Annotated in this window: 12 protein-coding genes; 2 read left to right on the top strand and 10 right to left on the bottom strand. The window is 72.4% G+C overall.

Annotated features, from left to right (window positions below; genetic code table 11):
- Window positions 1-37 precede the first annotated feature (37 nt).
- The 5 genes from thpD to ACWIGU_RS19770 form a co-directional block, all read right to left on the bottom strand.
- Window positions 38-931, bottom strand: coding sequence for an ectoine hydroxylase (gene thpD / locus ACWIGU_RS19790; protein ID WP_454402566.1), 894 nt, complete (start codon window positions 929-931; stop codon window positions 38-40).
- Between the two features lie 5 nt (window positions 932-936).
- Complete coding sequence (locus ACWIGU_RS19785; protein ID WP_100592467.1) at window positions 937-1335, bottom strand: ectoine synthase; 399 nt, start codon at window positions 1333-1335, stop codon at window positions 937-939.
- A gap of 60 nt (window positions 1336-1395) precedes the next feature.
- Entirely contained in the window at window positions 1396-2667 is a 1272-nt protein-coding gene (gene ectB / locus ACWIGU_RS19780) for a diaminobutyrate--2-oxoglutarate transaminase (RefSeq protein WP_454402564.1), read from the bottom strand.
- A 105-nt stretch (window positions 2668-2772) separates the two neighbouring features.
- Window positions 2773-3267, bottom strand: a complete 495-nt coding sequence (gene ectA, locus ACWIGU_RS19775) for a diaminobutyrate acetyltransferase (RefSeq protein ID WP_454403076.1) — start codon at window positions 3265-3267, stop codon at window positions 2773-2775.
- Between the two features lie 385 nt (window positions 3268-3652).
- On the bottom strand, window positions 3653-4771 hold the full coding sequence (locus tag ACWIGU_RS19770) for a pyridoxal-phosphate-dependent aminotransferase family protein (RefSeq protein ID WP_454402562.1): 1119 nt from the start codon (window positions 4769-4771) through the stop codon (window positions 3653-3655).
- Between the two features lie 116 nt (window positions 4772-4887).
- Between ACWIGU_RS19770 and ACWIGU_RS19765 the strand changes: the two genes are divergently transcribed.
- Together ACWIGU_RS19765 and ACWIGU_RS19760 are read left to right on the top strand one after the other, a co-directional pair.
- Window positions 4888-5967: an amidohydrolase family protein gene (locus ACWIGU_RS19765; RefSeq protein WP_454403074.1), complete on the top strand. Its 1080-nt coding sequence runs from the start codon at window positions 4888-4890 to the stop codon at window positions 5965-5967.
- A 333-nt stretch (window positions 5968-6300) separates the two neighbouring features.
- Entirely contained in the window at window positions 6301-7233 is a 933-nt protein-coding gene (locus ACWIGU_RS19760) for an SCO1860 family LAETG-anchored protein (protein WP_454402560.1), read from the top strand.
- A gap of 76 nt (window positions 7234-7309) precedes the next feature.
- Here ACWIGU_RS19760 and cobC read toward each other — a convergent pair whose 3' ends face one another.
- From cobC to cobM, 5 genes are read right to left on the bottom strand one after another with little or no spacing between them, the layout of a single operon-like run.
- Window positions 7310-8368: an Rv2231c family pyridoxal phosphate-dependent protein CobC gene (gene cobC, locus ACWIGU_RS19755; RefSeq protein WP_454402558.1), complete on the bottom strand. Its 1059-nt coding sequence runs from the start codon at window positions 8366-8368 to the stop codon at window positions 7310-7312.
- Window positions 8358-9290 carry a sirohydrochlorin chelatase gene (locus ACWIGU_RS19750; protein WP_454402557.1) on the bottom strand — a complete coding sequence of 311 codons (933 nt, stop codon included), beginning with the start codon at window positions 9288-9290 and terminating at the stop codon, window positions 8358-8360. The genes cobC and ACWIGU_RS19750 overlap by 11 nt, the downstream gene beginning before the upstream one ends.
- Window positions 9287-11035, bottom strand: coding sequence for a precorrin-3B C(17)-methyltransferase (cobJ, locus tag ACWIGU_RS19745; RefSeq protein ID WP_454402555.1), 1749 nt, complete (start codon window positions 11033-11035; stop codon window positions 9287-9289). Before cobJ ends, ACWIGU_RS19750 begins: the two co-directional genes overlap by 4 nt.
- A complete protein-coding gene (gene cbiE, locus ACWIGU_RS19740) occupies window positions 11032-12354 on the bottom strand; it encodes a precorrin-6y C5,15-methyltransferase (decarboxylating) subunit CbiE (protein ID WP_454402553.1) in 1323 nt (440 codons plus the stop codon). Before cbiE ends, cobJ begins: the two co-directional genes overlap by 4 nt.
- Window positions 12351-13178 carry a precorrin-4 C(11)-methyltransferase gene (cobM, locus tag ACWIGU_RS19735; RefSeq protein WP_454402551.1) on the bottom strand — a complete coding sequence of 276 codons (828 nt, stop codon included), beginning with the start codon at window positions 13176-13178 and terminating at the stop codon, window positions 12351-12353. The genes cbiE and cobM overlap by 4 nt, the downstream gene beginning before the upstream one ends.
- Window positions 13179-13206 lie beyond the last annotated feature (28 nt).

Genomic DNA, 13206 nt, shown 5'->3' with positions numbered 1-13206 from the left:
CCGACCGGGAGCCGCCCCAACTGTGCGTGTAAGAAGGTCACTTCACCGGGGTGAAGTCCCGCGCCCCGATGAACTCGGGCCGTCGCACCGGAGCCGCGAACGGCTCCACCGCCGTGTTCTCCACGCTGTTGAACACGATGAAGACGTTCGAGCGCGGATACGGGGTGATGTTGTCCCCGGAGCCGTGCATGGCGTTGCAGTCGAACCACGTTGCCGAGCCCGCGCTGCCCGTGAACAGGCGGATGCCGTGCCGGTCCGCGAACTTGGTGAGCGCCTCGTCCGACGGCGTGCCCGCGTCCTGCATCTGGAGGGACTTCTTGTAGTTGTCCCTCGGCGTCTCGCCCGCGCAGCCCAGGAACGTCCTGTGCGACCCCGGCATGATCATCAGGCCGCCGTTGGTGTCGTAGTTCTCGGTCAGCGCGATCGAGACGGACACGGTCCGCATGTTCGGCAGGCCGTCCTCCGCGTGCCAGGTCTCGAAGTCCGAATGCCAGTAGAAGCCACTCGCCCCGAAGCCCGGCTTCACGTTGATCCGTGACTGGTGGACGTACACGTCCGAGCCGAGGATCTGCCGCGCCCGGCCCACGACCCGCTCGTCGTGCACCAGCTTCGCGAACACCTCGCTGATCCTGTGCACCTCGAAGACGGACCGCACGTCCTGCGACGTGGGCTCGACGATGGAACGCTCGTCGGCCTTGACCGCCGGATCCGTGACCAGACGGTTCAACTCGGCCTGGTAGACGCCGATCTCGTCCGGCCCGATCAGCTCGGGGATCGCCAGGAAGCCGTCCCGTTCGAAGCCCTCGAGGTCCGACTGGCGGATCGGACCGCGCGCGCCCGGCGCAGACCAGACGACGGGGTCGACGCGCGGCGTCGCCACCTCGGAGACGCCGCGGGTCGGGTAGAGGTCGGTACGTGTCTCCGTGCTCATAAGGGTCAGGCCTCCTCGGTCAGCAGCGGGTAAACGCCGTTCTCGTCGTGGTCCTCCCGTCCGGTCACGGGAGGGTTGAACACGCACACGCAGCGGAAGTCGGTCTTGGGGCGCAGGGTGTGGCGCTCATGGCCGTTCAGGAGGTACATCGTGCCCGGCTCGATCCAGTGCTTCTCGCCGGTTTCCTTGTTGGTGAGCTCGGCCTCGCCCTCGACGCACAGCACGGCCTCGATGTGGTTGGCGTACCACATGTCGGTCTCCGTGCCGGCGTAGAGGATCGTCTCGTGCAGTGAGAAGCCGACCTTCTCCTTGGCAAGGACGATGCGCTTGCTCTCCCAGGTGCCGGTCGCCGACTTCACATGCCGGTCGGTGTTCTCGATCTCCTTGAACGAACGGACGATCACGGTGAGTTGCTGCCTTTCTTTTCTACGTGGTGAGGGGGCGCCTGCCCGCTTGAGCGGAAGTCAGGCGGTCTCGCGCACGGCCCGGGTGAGCGTGCGCAGTCCCTCTTCCAGCTCCTCGGGCGTGATCGTCAGCGCCGGAAGCAGCTTGACGACCTCGCTCTCGGGGCCGGAGGTCTCGATGAGCAGTCCGAGCTCGAAGGCGCGCTTGGCGACCTTGTCCGCCCGGTCCTTGTCGCGGAATTCCAGGCCCCACACCAGGCCGCGTCCGCGGTACTCGACGGTGTCGCCCGGGAACTCGTCGCGAAGAGCGCCGAGGGCCTCCTCGATCTGCTGGCCGCGGGCGAGCGTCTGCTTCTCCATGGCGGGGCCGTCGGTCCAGTACGCCTCGAGGGCGGCGGCGGCCGTCACGAACGCGGGGTTGTTGCCGCGGAACGTGCCGTTGTGCTCGCCCGGCTCCCAGATGTCGAGCTCCGGCTTGAACAGGCACAGGGACATGGGGAGCCCGTACCCGCTGATGGACTTCGAAACAGTCACGATGTCCGGTGTGATGCCCGCCTCCTCGAAGGAGAAGAACGCGCCGGTGCGGCCGCAGCCCATCTGGATGTCGTCGACGATCAGGAGCATGTCCCAGCGCTCGCAGACATCGGCCAGCTTGCGCAGCCACTCCGCGCGGGCGACGTTGATGCCGCCCTCGCCCTGCACCGTTTCGACGATCACGGCGGCGGGCGTGTTCAGGCCCGAGCCGGAGTCCTCCAGGAGGCGCTCGAACCAGATGAAGTCCGGGGTCTGCCCGTCGAGGTAGTTGTCGAACGGCATCGGGGTGCCGTGCACCAGCGGGATGCCGGCGCCCGCGCGCTTGAAGGCGTTGCCGGTCACCGCGAGGGAGCCGAGCGACATGCCGTGGAAGGCGTTCGTGAACGACACGATCGACTCGCGGCCCTTGACCTTGCGGGCCAGCTTCAGGGCCGACTCGACGGCGTTGGTGCCCGTCGGGCCCGGGAACATGACCTTGTACGGCAGGTCGCGCGGGCGCAGGATGATGTTCTGGAACGACTCCAGGAAGGCGCGCTTCGCCGTCGTCGACATGTCCAGGCCGTGCGTGACGCCGTCGCGCTCCAGGTAGTCGATCAGGGCGCGTTTGAGGACAGGGTTGTTGTGCCCGTAGTTGAGCGATCCCGCGCCCGCGAAGAAGTCGAGGTAGTCGTGGCCGTCCTCGTCGAACATGCGGCTGCCCTGCGCCCGGTCGAAGACGGTGGGCCAACCGCGGCAGTAGCTGCGCACCTCCGACTCAAGGGTCTCGAAGACGCTCAGGTCCGGCTGGGTGATGGTCACAGCGAATCTCCTGGGAGATGGGGGTGGGGGTGGCTTGGAAGGTCAAGCAGTCATGCGGTGATGCGGACTTGCGGTGACGAGAAGTGCTGAGGGACCGGTCGTGGGTCAGGCGATCGGCCCGATGCGGTGGAGCACCTCGGGCTCGTGCCCGTCGTCCGGGAAGAGGCCCGCGTCGAACAGCACCGTCTGCGCGGCCTGCGCGCCGTTGCGGCGCGCGAACGAGGCGAACAGACGCTGCGAAGCGGTGTTGTCGGGCGAGATCGTCGTCTCGAGCACGGTTGTCGCGCGGTCGGCGGCGACCCTCGCCCAGAGCCCGTCGAGCAGTGCCCCGGCCAGACCGCGCCCCCGGTGCGCATGGTCGACGGCCACCTGCCACACCACGAGGGTGCGCGGGTTCTCCGGCCGGATGTACCCGGTGATGAACCCGGCGACGGAGCCGGCGGAGTCCCGCGCCACGACGGACGTGGCGGCGAAGTCCCGGCACCACAGCAGATAGCTGTACGAGGAGTTGAGGTCGAGCACCTTCGAGTCGCGGGCGATGCGCCAGATTGCGGCTCCGTCGGCCACGTCGGGCCGGTCGATCCGCAAGCTCTCGGGCATTTCCAGGAATTGCGCGGTCATGTGAATTCAATTTACCGAGCAAGTTCGGGGATTGCATCGCGGGAGAGGGTTACGTAAACGCGCATCCTGTGTTATCGCGCGGGTGGGGGCGCGCACGCGAGATCCGATAGGTATGTGACGATTTGACTGGGGCAAAGCACGTAAATCGCGTACGATGTGGAGTGCGTCACAGAGGCGTAACCGGGGCGAGACGCGTCCGAATTACGCCGTTTCCCGTTGTTGAAATCTTAGTGTTTACGTCCCCGGAAAGCGGGCAGACGAATATGGGAAGCTGCGCTGAGAAATGCGCGAGAATTGACTCGGAAAATAAAAGAAGGCGCCACCCCATTGAAGGGGCGGCGCCTCGCTTTGTGAAGTCGCGGGACTACAGGGGCTGCACCCAGGCCGCCGCGACGGCCCTGCGCGCGCCCTCCAGGTCCACCGGCGCGCCGGACCCCTCCATCTCGGCGAGCGCGCCGCCGAGCGCCGCGAGCGAGGACTGCACGACGCCCCGGGTGGCCTGCGGGCCGTAGTGGTTGACGCGGATCATCTCCTTGGCGAGCGCCCCGCCGCCGGCCACCAGCGGCAGCACCGGGTCCACCGCCAGCGCCCGCGCGACCAGCTCCGAGGCGTCGATCCCCGCCAGGGCACGCAGCGTCGTCGCGACCGGCGCCGCGTCGCGGGCCTCGTACACGTACGGCTCGATGCCGCCGCCCAGCGCGAGCGCGCCCGCCCGCGTGGCCGCGGCGGCGCCGGCGTGACGGGCCGTCACGGCGTCGAGGCCCTCCGCCTCGATGCGCTCGGCACACGCCTCGAGGGCGAGCATCTCCAGCTGTGCCGGAGCGTGCAGCAGCGCCTTGCGCCCGCCGTCGATCCAGCGGTGCTTCCAGTCGAGCAGCGACAGGTACGAGTGGCGCGGCGCCTGCGGGTTGGACTCCATCCGCTCCCACGCCCGCGCGCTGACGGACACCGCGGAGACGCCCGCCGGGCCGCCCATGGCCTTCTGCGCGCCGATCACGCACAGGTCCACGCCCCACGCGTCGGGCAGGACCGGCTCGGCGGCGATCGACGCCACCGCGTCCAGGTAGAACAGGGCGCCGTGCTCCCGCACCACCTCGCCGATCTCGGCGACCGGGTTGGTGTTGCCGGTCGCGGCCTCCGCGTGCACGAGTGAGACGAAGTCGGTCTCGGGGTGCTCGGCGAGCGCCTCACGCACCTGCGCGGCCGTCACGGCGGTGTGGAACGGGACCGCCAGGTCGTACACCGTCGCGCCGCTGTCCCGCAGCCAGTCGCCGAAGGTCTGGCCGTAGGGGCCCGTGATGATGTTCAGGGCCACGGTGCCGGGGCGCGCGGTGCCGCGGATCGCGCCTTCGAGGGGCAGCAGCGCCTCGCCCTGCATGATCACGACGTCCTGCGAGGTGTCGAGCAGCCCGGCCACGCGCCGCTCGACGGAGGCGAAGTGCTCGGCGCTCAGGGGGGCCAGGTCAAGAAAAGGGTGGGTCACGATCGTGCTCTCTTCGCTCTCGTCGCCCGTGATCTTCGTTCACGAGTTCGTACGGCGGGCTGCCGTTCCGAGCGTACCCACCGGCCTCATAGGCTTCTGACATGAGTGAGCGCGCGATGCTGCACGTGAAGGGACGGGTCCTCGTCGGGCCCGACGACGTCAGGGACGAGCTGTGGGTCGTGGGCGGGCGGGTGACGTACGACCGGCCTGCCGGGCCCGGCCTCGACATCACCACCGTCGACGGGTGGGCCATGCCCGGACTCGTCGACGCGCACTGCCATGTCGGCCTGGACACGCACGGCCCGGTGCCCGCCGACGTCGCCGAGAAGCAGGCCCTCACCGACCGTGAGGCCGGCACGCTTCTGATCCGCGACGCGGGCTCCCCCTCCGACACCCGCTGGATCGACGACCGCGAGGACCTGCCGAGGATCATCCGGGCCGGGCAGCACATCGCCCGCACCCGCCGCTACATCCGCAACTACGCGCACGAGATCGAGCCGCCCCAGCTGGTCGCCTACGTCGCGCGGGAGGCGAAGCGCGGCGACGGCTGGGTGAAGCTCGTCGGCGACTGGATCGACCGGGACGCGGGCGACCTCACCGCGTGCTGGCCGCGCGAAGAGGTCGAGGCCGCCATCGCCGAGGCGCACCGCCTCGGTGCCCGCGTCACCGCGCACTGCTTCGCCGAGGACTCGCTGCGCGACCTCGTCGAGGCGGGCATCGACTGCATCGAGCACGCGACGGGCCTCACCGAGGACACCATCCCGCTGTTCGCCGAGCGCGGCGTCGCGATCGTCCCGACCCTCGTCAACATCGCCACGTTCCCGCAGATCGCGGCGGCCGGCGAGTCCAAGTTCCCCCGCTGGTCGGCCCATCTGAACCGCCTGTGGGAGCGCCGCTACGACACCGTGCGCGCGGCGTACGACGCCGGGGTGCCGGTCTACGTCGGCACCGACGCCGGCGGTTCGCTCGCGCACGGCCTGGTGGCCGGGGAGGTCGCCGAACTGCTCAAGGCCGGACTCCCGGCCGTGGACGCGCTCTCCGCGACGGCGTGGGGCGCCCGCGCCTGGCTCGGTCGCCCCGGCCTCGAGGAGGGCGCCTCGGCCGACCTCGTGGTCTACGCATCGGACCCCCGCGCCGACGTACGGGTCCTGGCCTCGCCCCGGCGCGTGGTGCTGCGCGGCCGCATCGTGGGCTGAACCGGCCGCCGGCGGACGCGGGTTGACGGAACGTGACGCCGACGCCCGCCCGCTCGTTGCACACCACTCGTGCGCGCCCGCGCGGCCGACCGGCACCTTCGGGATGCGCCGGTCGACCGGGTGACAACAGTGGGGCAACAGGGAACAACCGAGCCCAGAGACTCGAAGACCAGATCGGAAACCCCACTTTGGAGTGAACTCACGTCAGGTTGCTGCCCGTTCACTCTCGGTGCGTAAAGATTCCCTCCATCGAGGCCGACGGCGCGCCCAGCGATGTCCCCCATGGCGGGGCGGGGCCGACGGCTCCATTTCTCTTGTGGGGGTCCCATCAGCATGCCCAGCACCACCTTTCGCGTGCCCGCACGCCGCCTCGCCGCGTCGGCCGCCGCCACGGCCCTGGCCGTCGCCCCGGCGCTCCTCGCCACCGCGGGCACCGCGCACGCGACGGGCGGCCACGGCGGCAGGTCGAGCGCCGTCGTCCTCCGTACCGGCCTGGACGTCTCCCTGCTCAACAAGACCGTGAACGTCCCGCTCACGGCCACGCTCAACGAGGTGCAGGCCCCCGCCAGTGCCGAGAAGACCGCCCTCACCGTGAAGCTGGACGGCGTCGACGGCGGGCGGCCGTTCAGCGTCCTGCGGGCGGACGTGGCGACCGCGAAGGCCACCGTCGACGACCACAAGGCTCAGGGATACAGCAACCTCGCCCACGCCAAGGTCCACATCCCGGGCCTGCCGCTGCTCTCGCTCATCGAGGTCGGCCAGGTCACGTCGAAGGCGGTCTGCGAGACGGGCAAGCGGCCCGTCGCCGAGTCGAACGTCCTGGGCGCGGTCACGGTGCTCGGCAAGAAGGTGACCCTGTCGGCCGGCGGCACCACGGAGGTGAAGGTCCCGGGCGTGGGCGAGGTCCGGCTCGACCTCTCGAAGACGCACACCACATCCCGTACGGCTGCCGCCTCGGCGCTCGAACTGAAGGTGTCCGTCAACCCGCTCAAGCTGAACGTGGCCGAGGTGGAGGGCACGGTGACCCTCGCCGGCGCGACCTGCGAGACGCCCAAGGCGGCGCCCGCGCAGAAGCCCCCGGCCAAGCCGGCCGACGACGTGAAGCCGCAGGGCGGCGCTGCGAAGCCGATCGCCGAGCCCGCCGCCAAGGCGGACCTCGCGGAGACCGGGGGGAACTCGATGACGCCGTACATCGCGGGCGGCGCCGTCGTGCTGCTGGTCGCCGGTGGCGGGGCCGTCGCCGTCGCTCGGCGCGGGCGCTCCTGACCCGAGGGCCCGAGGGGGGACCGGAGGGGAGCGGAGGGGCGGGAGCCGGGGGCTCCCGCCCCTCCGCATGTCCCCGTCAGGCGCCCGTCAGCGCCTGGTCGAGCGCCTGGAGGAACCGGCCCGTCGTCGCCCTGTCCCGCACCGCGAGACGCAGCCACTGCGTGCCGAGGCCCGGGAACGTGTCGCCGCGCCGCACCGCGAAACCCCGCTCCCGCAGCCGCGCGCGCAGCGCCGCCGCACCGGGAACCCGTACGAGTACGAACGGACCCTCCGCGGGACCCGCCACCGACACGACCTCCGGCGCGAACTCCGCGAGCCCCGCGACCAGATGGGCCCGGTCGGCCGCGATCCGGTGCGCCGCGTGCGCGGCCTCCGCGAGGGCACGCGGCGACACGCACGCCTCGGCCGCGGCCAGCGCCGGCGTGGACACCGGCCACAGCGGCTGCGCCCGCTCCAGCTCCGCGATCGTGTCCGGCTCCGCCAGCACGTAGCCGATCCGCAGCCCCGCCAGCCCCCACGTCTTCGTCAGGCTGCGCAGCACCACGAGCCCCGGCACGTCGCTCCGGCCCGCGAGGGCCTCCCGCTCGCCGGGGACCGCGTCCATGAACGCCTCGTCCACCACCAACACCCGCCCAGGACGGGCAAGTTGAGCGATGAGCGCGGCCGGGTGCAGGACCGACGTCGGGTTCGTCGGATTGCCGATCACCACCAGGTCCGCGTCCTCGGGCACGGCCGCCGGGTCGAGCCGGAAGCCGTCCTCCTCGCGCAGCAGCACCCGGTCCACGGCGTGCCCCGCGTCCCGCAGCGCCGCCTCCGGCTCCGTGAACTGCGGGTGCACGACCACCGGGTGACGGACCTTCAGGGCGCGGGCGAGCAGCACGAACGCCTCCGCCGCCCCCGCCGTGAGCAGCACCCGCTCCACGGGAAGCCCGTGCCGGCCGGCCACCGCCTCGCGGGCCGCCCGCCCGTCCGGATACGCGGCGAGCCCGCCGAGCGAGTAAGCGATGTGCTCGCGCAGCCACACCGGGGGAGTGCCCGAGCGGACGTTCACCGCGAGATCCGTGAGATCCGCGCCCGTGCCGCGGACCTCCGCGTCGCCGTGGTGGCGCAGATCGTGACCGTCGTCAGTGCGCATGCGAGTGGGAGTGCCCGTGACCGTGGGAGTGCCCGTGACCGTGGTGGTCGCCGTCGTCGTCCGGGTGGAAGTGCGGCTGCTGCGGGAGCCCCACCTTGTCCTCGAAGCCCGGCAGCGCGATCCGGTACACGCAGGTGTCGCAGTTCATCCGCAGATCGCCGCGGACGGCCTCCTCGTACCGCTCCATGACCAGGTCGATCAGCTCCGGCTCCGGGCCGATCACGTCGGCGGAGAGCACCTCGACGTCCGGGTGGGCCGACGCCCAGCCCTCCGTCTGCTGCCGCACCCGGTCCGGCAGGATCCCCGTGAACAGGAAGTACGGCAGGACGACGACGCGCCGCGCGCCGAGCTTCACGCACCGGTCGAGGCCCGACGGCACGTCCGGCGCGGCCAGCGACACGAACGCCGTCTCCACGCCCGCGTAACCGCGGCCCTCCCACAGAAGCCGCGCCGCCTTGTGCACCTCGGCGTTGGCGTCCGGGTCCGTCGAACCGCGGCCCACCAGCAGGACCGTCACATCGGCCCGGTCCTGAGGCGTGCGCGCCCCGCCGCCCAGCGCCTCGTCGAGACGCCGCTCGAGCACCTGGAGCAGCGACGGGTGCGGACCCAGCGGACGCCCGTACGTGTAGGAGATCCCCGGGTGCCGCTCCTTCTCACGGGCGAGCGCCGCCGGGATGTCGCCCTTGGCGTGCCCCGCCGACACCAGCATCAGCGGGACCGCCGCGAACCGGCGCGCCCCGCGCTCCACGAGCTCGCCCACCGCCTCCGTCAGCGGCGGCGGCGACAGCTCGATGAAGCCGCCCGCCACGGGCAGGTCGGGACGGCGGCGGCCGAGCTCCCTGACGAAGTCGCGGAAGGCTTCGGCACCGGCCTCGTCGCGGGTGCCGTGTCCGGCGATGAGCAGAGCGGGCGGGGTGGTCACGAGGACTCCTTCTGGGTGGTGCCGGTGGTGTGGTCGGGAGCGGCGGCGGCCGGCTGCTGCCAGCGGTAGCCGCGCGGGGTGACCATGCGGCCCGCGATCCGCCGCGTGGCCGTGTTGCCGACGGTGACGACGGTCATCATGTCGACCCAGGCCGGGTCGAGTTCGCCGAGCGTGGTCAGCCGGCTCGACTCGTCGGCGCGGGACGCGTTGCGCACCACGCCGACGGGCGTACCGGGCTCGCGGTGCCCGGCGAGGACGGCGAGGGCCTTCGGCAGCTGCCAGTCACGGCCCCGGCTGCGCGGGTTGTAGAACGTGACGACGATGTCCGCCTCGGCCGCCGCACGCACCCGCCGCTCGATGACCTCCCACGGCGTGTGCAGGTCGGACAGGCTGATCGAGACATGGTCGTGGCCGAGCGGCGCGCCCAGGATCGCGGCCGCCGCGAGTGCGGCCGTCACACCCGGTACGCCCACCACGTCGATGTCGTCGGACGCCTCGGCGAGCGCGGGCGACGCCATCGCGTACACGCCCGCGTCCCCGCTGCCGATCAGCGCGACGGCCTGCCCCTTGCGGGCCTCGGCGACCGCCGTGCGGGCCCGCTCCTCCTCGGCGCCGAGCCCGGACTCCAGGATCCGGGTGCCGGGCCGCAGGAGGTCCCTGATCTGGTCGACGTACTGGTCGAGGCCGACGAGTACGGACGCGGCGCGCAGCTCGTCGCGGGCGCGCGGCGTCACGAGGTCACGGGCGCCGGGACCGAGCCCGACGACGGCGAGCCGGCCGCGCGGCGCGGTGCGCACGACGGCGCACGTCGCCATCGCGGGCTTCCCGTCGGCGCGCACCGACTTCCGCTTCGGTACGAGGAGTTCACCGCCGGCGACCAGCGCGGCGGCCTCCGCCACGGAGGGCGTGCCGACGGCGTCGAGCGGCGCGTCGGACGGGTTCGGCACGGCGACCGCGGCGAGGGTGTCGGCGCCGTAGGTCACGACGGGCACGCCCAACTGCTCGGCGGCCCCGACGATGCCCGGCTCACCGGCCTTGGCGTCGACGGTCGCGAGCCGCGCCACGGACAGCGGCGAGAGCCCCGCGTCCCGCAGCGTCTCGCGCACGAGCCCGAGCACCTCGTCGACCGGCGCGCCCTTGCTGGCGCCGACGCCCACGACGAGCGACGGAGGCCGCAGGACGACCTCGCGGTCGGCGGGCTCCACGGCGCGGTCGGTGACGCGGATCGTGTGCGCGGCCACCTGGTCCGGCGCGACATTTCCCGGCAGAGCGGGCAGCGGGTGGGCCAACTCGGCGTGCAGGGCGACCGGTTCACCGTCGAGGACCGCCCGGGTGACTGCGGCGACATCCCCCTCGACGGGCAGGCCGAGCGTGTCGAGCCCCGGCACGTCCACCGCGTCCGTCGCCGTGGTCACCACCGGCTCGGCCTCCAGGACGGCGGCCACCTCGCGCGCGAGCGCGTTCGCCCCGCCCTCGTGCCCGCCGAGCAGCGACACCGCGAACCGCCCGGCCTCGTCGACGCACACCACGCCCGGGTCCGCGTGCTTGTCCCGCAGCAGCGGCGCGACGAGCCGGACCACGGCCCCCGTCGCCAGGAAGCACACCACCTGCTCGCACTCCGTGAACGCGCGCCGCACGGCGTCCCCCACAGAACCCTCGTACACGCGCGTACGCGACGGCCACGCCGACGCGAGCCGGTCGCGGGACACCGCCCCGGCCGCCGTGGCGGAAATCAGGCCGATCACTCAACTACTCCTTCGTTCAAGGAAGTCACGGAAGTCACGGAAGTCACCGAAGTCAAGGAAGCCGCGGAAGCGGCGCTCTGCGTATCGGGCCGTACGCCCCACACCAGGAACACCGGATTGGCCGCGGCGAGGCGCGAGACGTCGCCCGGCAGCGGCGCGAGCCGGGACGACTGCAGCAGCACCCCGTCGGTGACGAACCCGGCGGCGCCGAGTGCGTCCCGCACCGCGCCCACCCGGTCCACCGCCGCCACGGCCACCACCACGGACCGTCGCGTGCGCCGCGCGCACGCCGTCACGATCGCGGTCAGCTCACGCCCGCCCCCGCCGATGAACACCGCGTCGGGGTCGGAGAGATCGGACAGGACGGTGGGCGCCGCGCCGTGCACGACGCGCACGTCGACACCGTGGGCGGCGGCGTTGTCCCGGATCCGGGCCACACCGTCCACGGTCTTCTCCACGGCCACGGCCGCGGCACCGAACCGCGCGCACTCCACGGCGACCGAGCCGGAACCGGCCCCGATGTCCCACACCAGGTCGCCCGGGCGCGGCCCGAGCCGCGCGAGCGCGAGCGCCCGCACCTCGAACTTGGTGATCATCGAGTCGCGGTGCTCGAACTCGCCCTCGTCCAGGGCCCATCGGGACGGTGACCGGCCGGGACCCGCGAGAGTGCGCACCGGTGCGAGCGCCCGCTTCTCGTCCAGGCACAGCACCACGCTCACCGCGTCGCCCCAGTCACGGGCGGCGGCCTCCGACGGCGTGACGCGTTCAAGGCTCTCGTGCTCGGGGTCGCCGAGGCGGGACGCGACGACGAGGACGCGGTCGGCGCCGCTGTGCGCGAGTTCGGCGCCCAGCTCGGCCGGGCCCGCGCCGGGACCCGTCAGGACCGCGGTCTTGGGGTGCGCGCGGCACACGTTGACCGCGGCCCGCAGGTCACGGCCGTGCGCGCTGACCACCGCCGCGTCGTCCCAAGGAAGGCCGACGCGCGCGAACGCCGTCGCCACCGAAGACACCCCCGGCCGCACGTCGAGCGCCGCGGGCCCGAACCGCTCGGCCAGCGCCCGCACGACGCCGAAGAACCCCGGGTCGCCGGACGCCAGCACCGCGACGCCCTGCCCCTTCTCGTTCTCGTTCTCGATGTAGCGCTCGACCGTGTCCAGCGCCGGAGCCAGCGGCCCGAGCACGACCCGCTCCGCGCCGGGAGCCAGCAGCGCCCCGGCCGCGTCGAGATGACGCCGCCCGCCGACGACAAGAGCGGCGGACGACAGGGCCGGATCCGGGGACAGCGGCGCCCCCGTCCCCGTACCGAAGACCGTGATCACGACTGGGCCTGTGCGGATTTCCCGGCCCGCAGCGCCGCCCGCGCCTCGGGGTCGGCCTTGCGGAAACCGTGGAAGTGGCCCGGGTGGTAGAGGTGCGAACGTGTGCCCTCCGCGTCCAGGGCCGGGCCGACCAGGAACAGCGTGTGCTTCCACAGCTTGTGCTCCTTGACGGTCTCCTCCAGCGTGCCGATCGTGCACTTCACGATCAGCTCCTCCGGCCAGGTCGCCTGGTACGCGACGACGACCGGCGTCGACGTCGGGTAGCCGCCCTCCAGAAGCTCACGCACCAACTGGCCGCTGCGCGCCGCCGAAAGGAACAGCGCCATCGTCGTGCCGTGCCGCGCGAACTCACGCACCTCCTCGCCCGGAGGCATCGGCGTCTTGCCGCCGCCGAGCCGCGTCAGGATCACGGACTGCGCGACCTCGGGGATCGTCAGCTCGCGCTGGACGAGCGCGGCCACCGCCGAGAACGACGAGACACCAGGGATCACCTCCGTCGCGATACCGAGCCGCGCGCACCGGTCGACCTGCTCCTGCGTGCCGCCCCACAGCGCCGGGTCCCCGGAGTGGATGCGCGCGACCCGCAGCCCGTCGCGGTGCGCCCGTTCGTACACGGCGACGACGTCCTCCAGCGACATCGTCGCCGAGTCCAGGATCTCGGCGCCCTCGCGCGCGTGGTCGAGGACCTCCTCCTGCACCAGGCTGGCCGCCCAGATGACGACATCGGCGTCCGCGATGGCGCGCGCGGCGCGGAACGTGAGCAGATCGGCGGCGCCGGGCCCGGCACCGACGAAGGTCACCTTGCCGGTGGTTGCTTCGGGCATGACTGGGGTCCTCTCGGGGATGGACGTC

The organism is Streptomyces sp. NPDC055400, assembly GCF_053644375.1.
This window is presented reverse-complemented; position numbering and strand designations above follow the sequence as displayed.

Excerpts from the sequence above, each read along its gene's own strand:
- cobC (WP_454402558.1), bottom strand. The coding sequence starts at position 8,368 with ATGCGCACTGACGACGGTCACGATCTGCGCCACCACGGCGACGCGGAG.
- ACWIGU_RS19765 (WP_454403074.1), top strand. The coding sequence starts at position 4,888 with ATGCTGCACGTGAAGGGACGGGTCCTCGTCGGGCCCGACGACGTCAGG.
- thpD (WP_454402566.1), bottom strand. The coding sequence starts at position 931 with ATGAGCACGGAGACACGTACCGACCTCTACCCGACCCGCGGCGTCTCC.
- ectA (WP_454403076.1), bottom strand. The coding sequence starts at position 3,267 with ATGCCCGAGAGCTTGCGGATCGACCGGCCCGACGTGGCCGACGGAGCC.
- ACWIGU_RS19760 (WP_454402560.1), top strand. The coding sequence starts at position 6,301 with ATGCCCAGCACCACCTTTCGCGTGCCCGCACGCCGCCTCGCCGCGTCG.
- cobM (WP_454402551.1), bottom strand. The coding sequence starts at position 13,178 with ATGCCCGAAGCAACCACCGGCAAGGTGACCTTCGTCGGTGCCGGGCCC.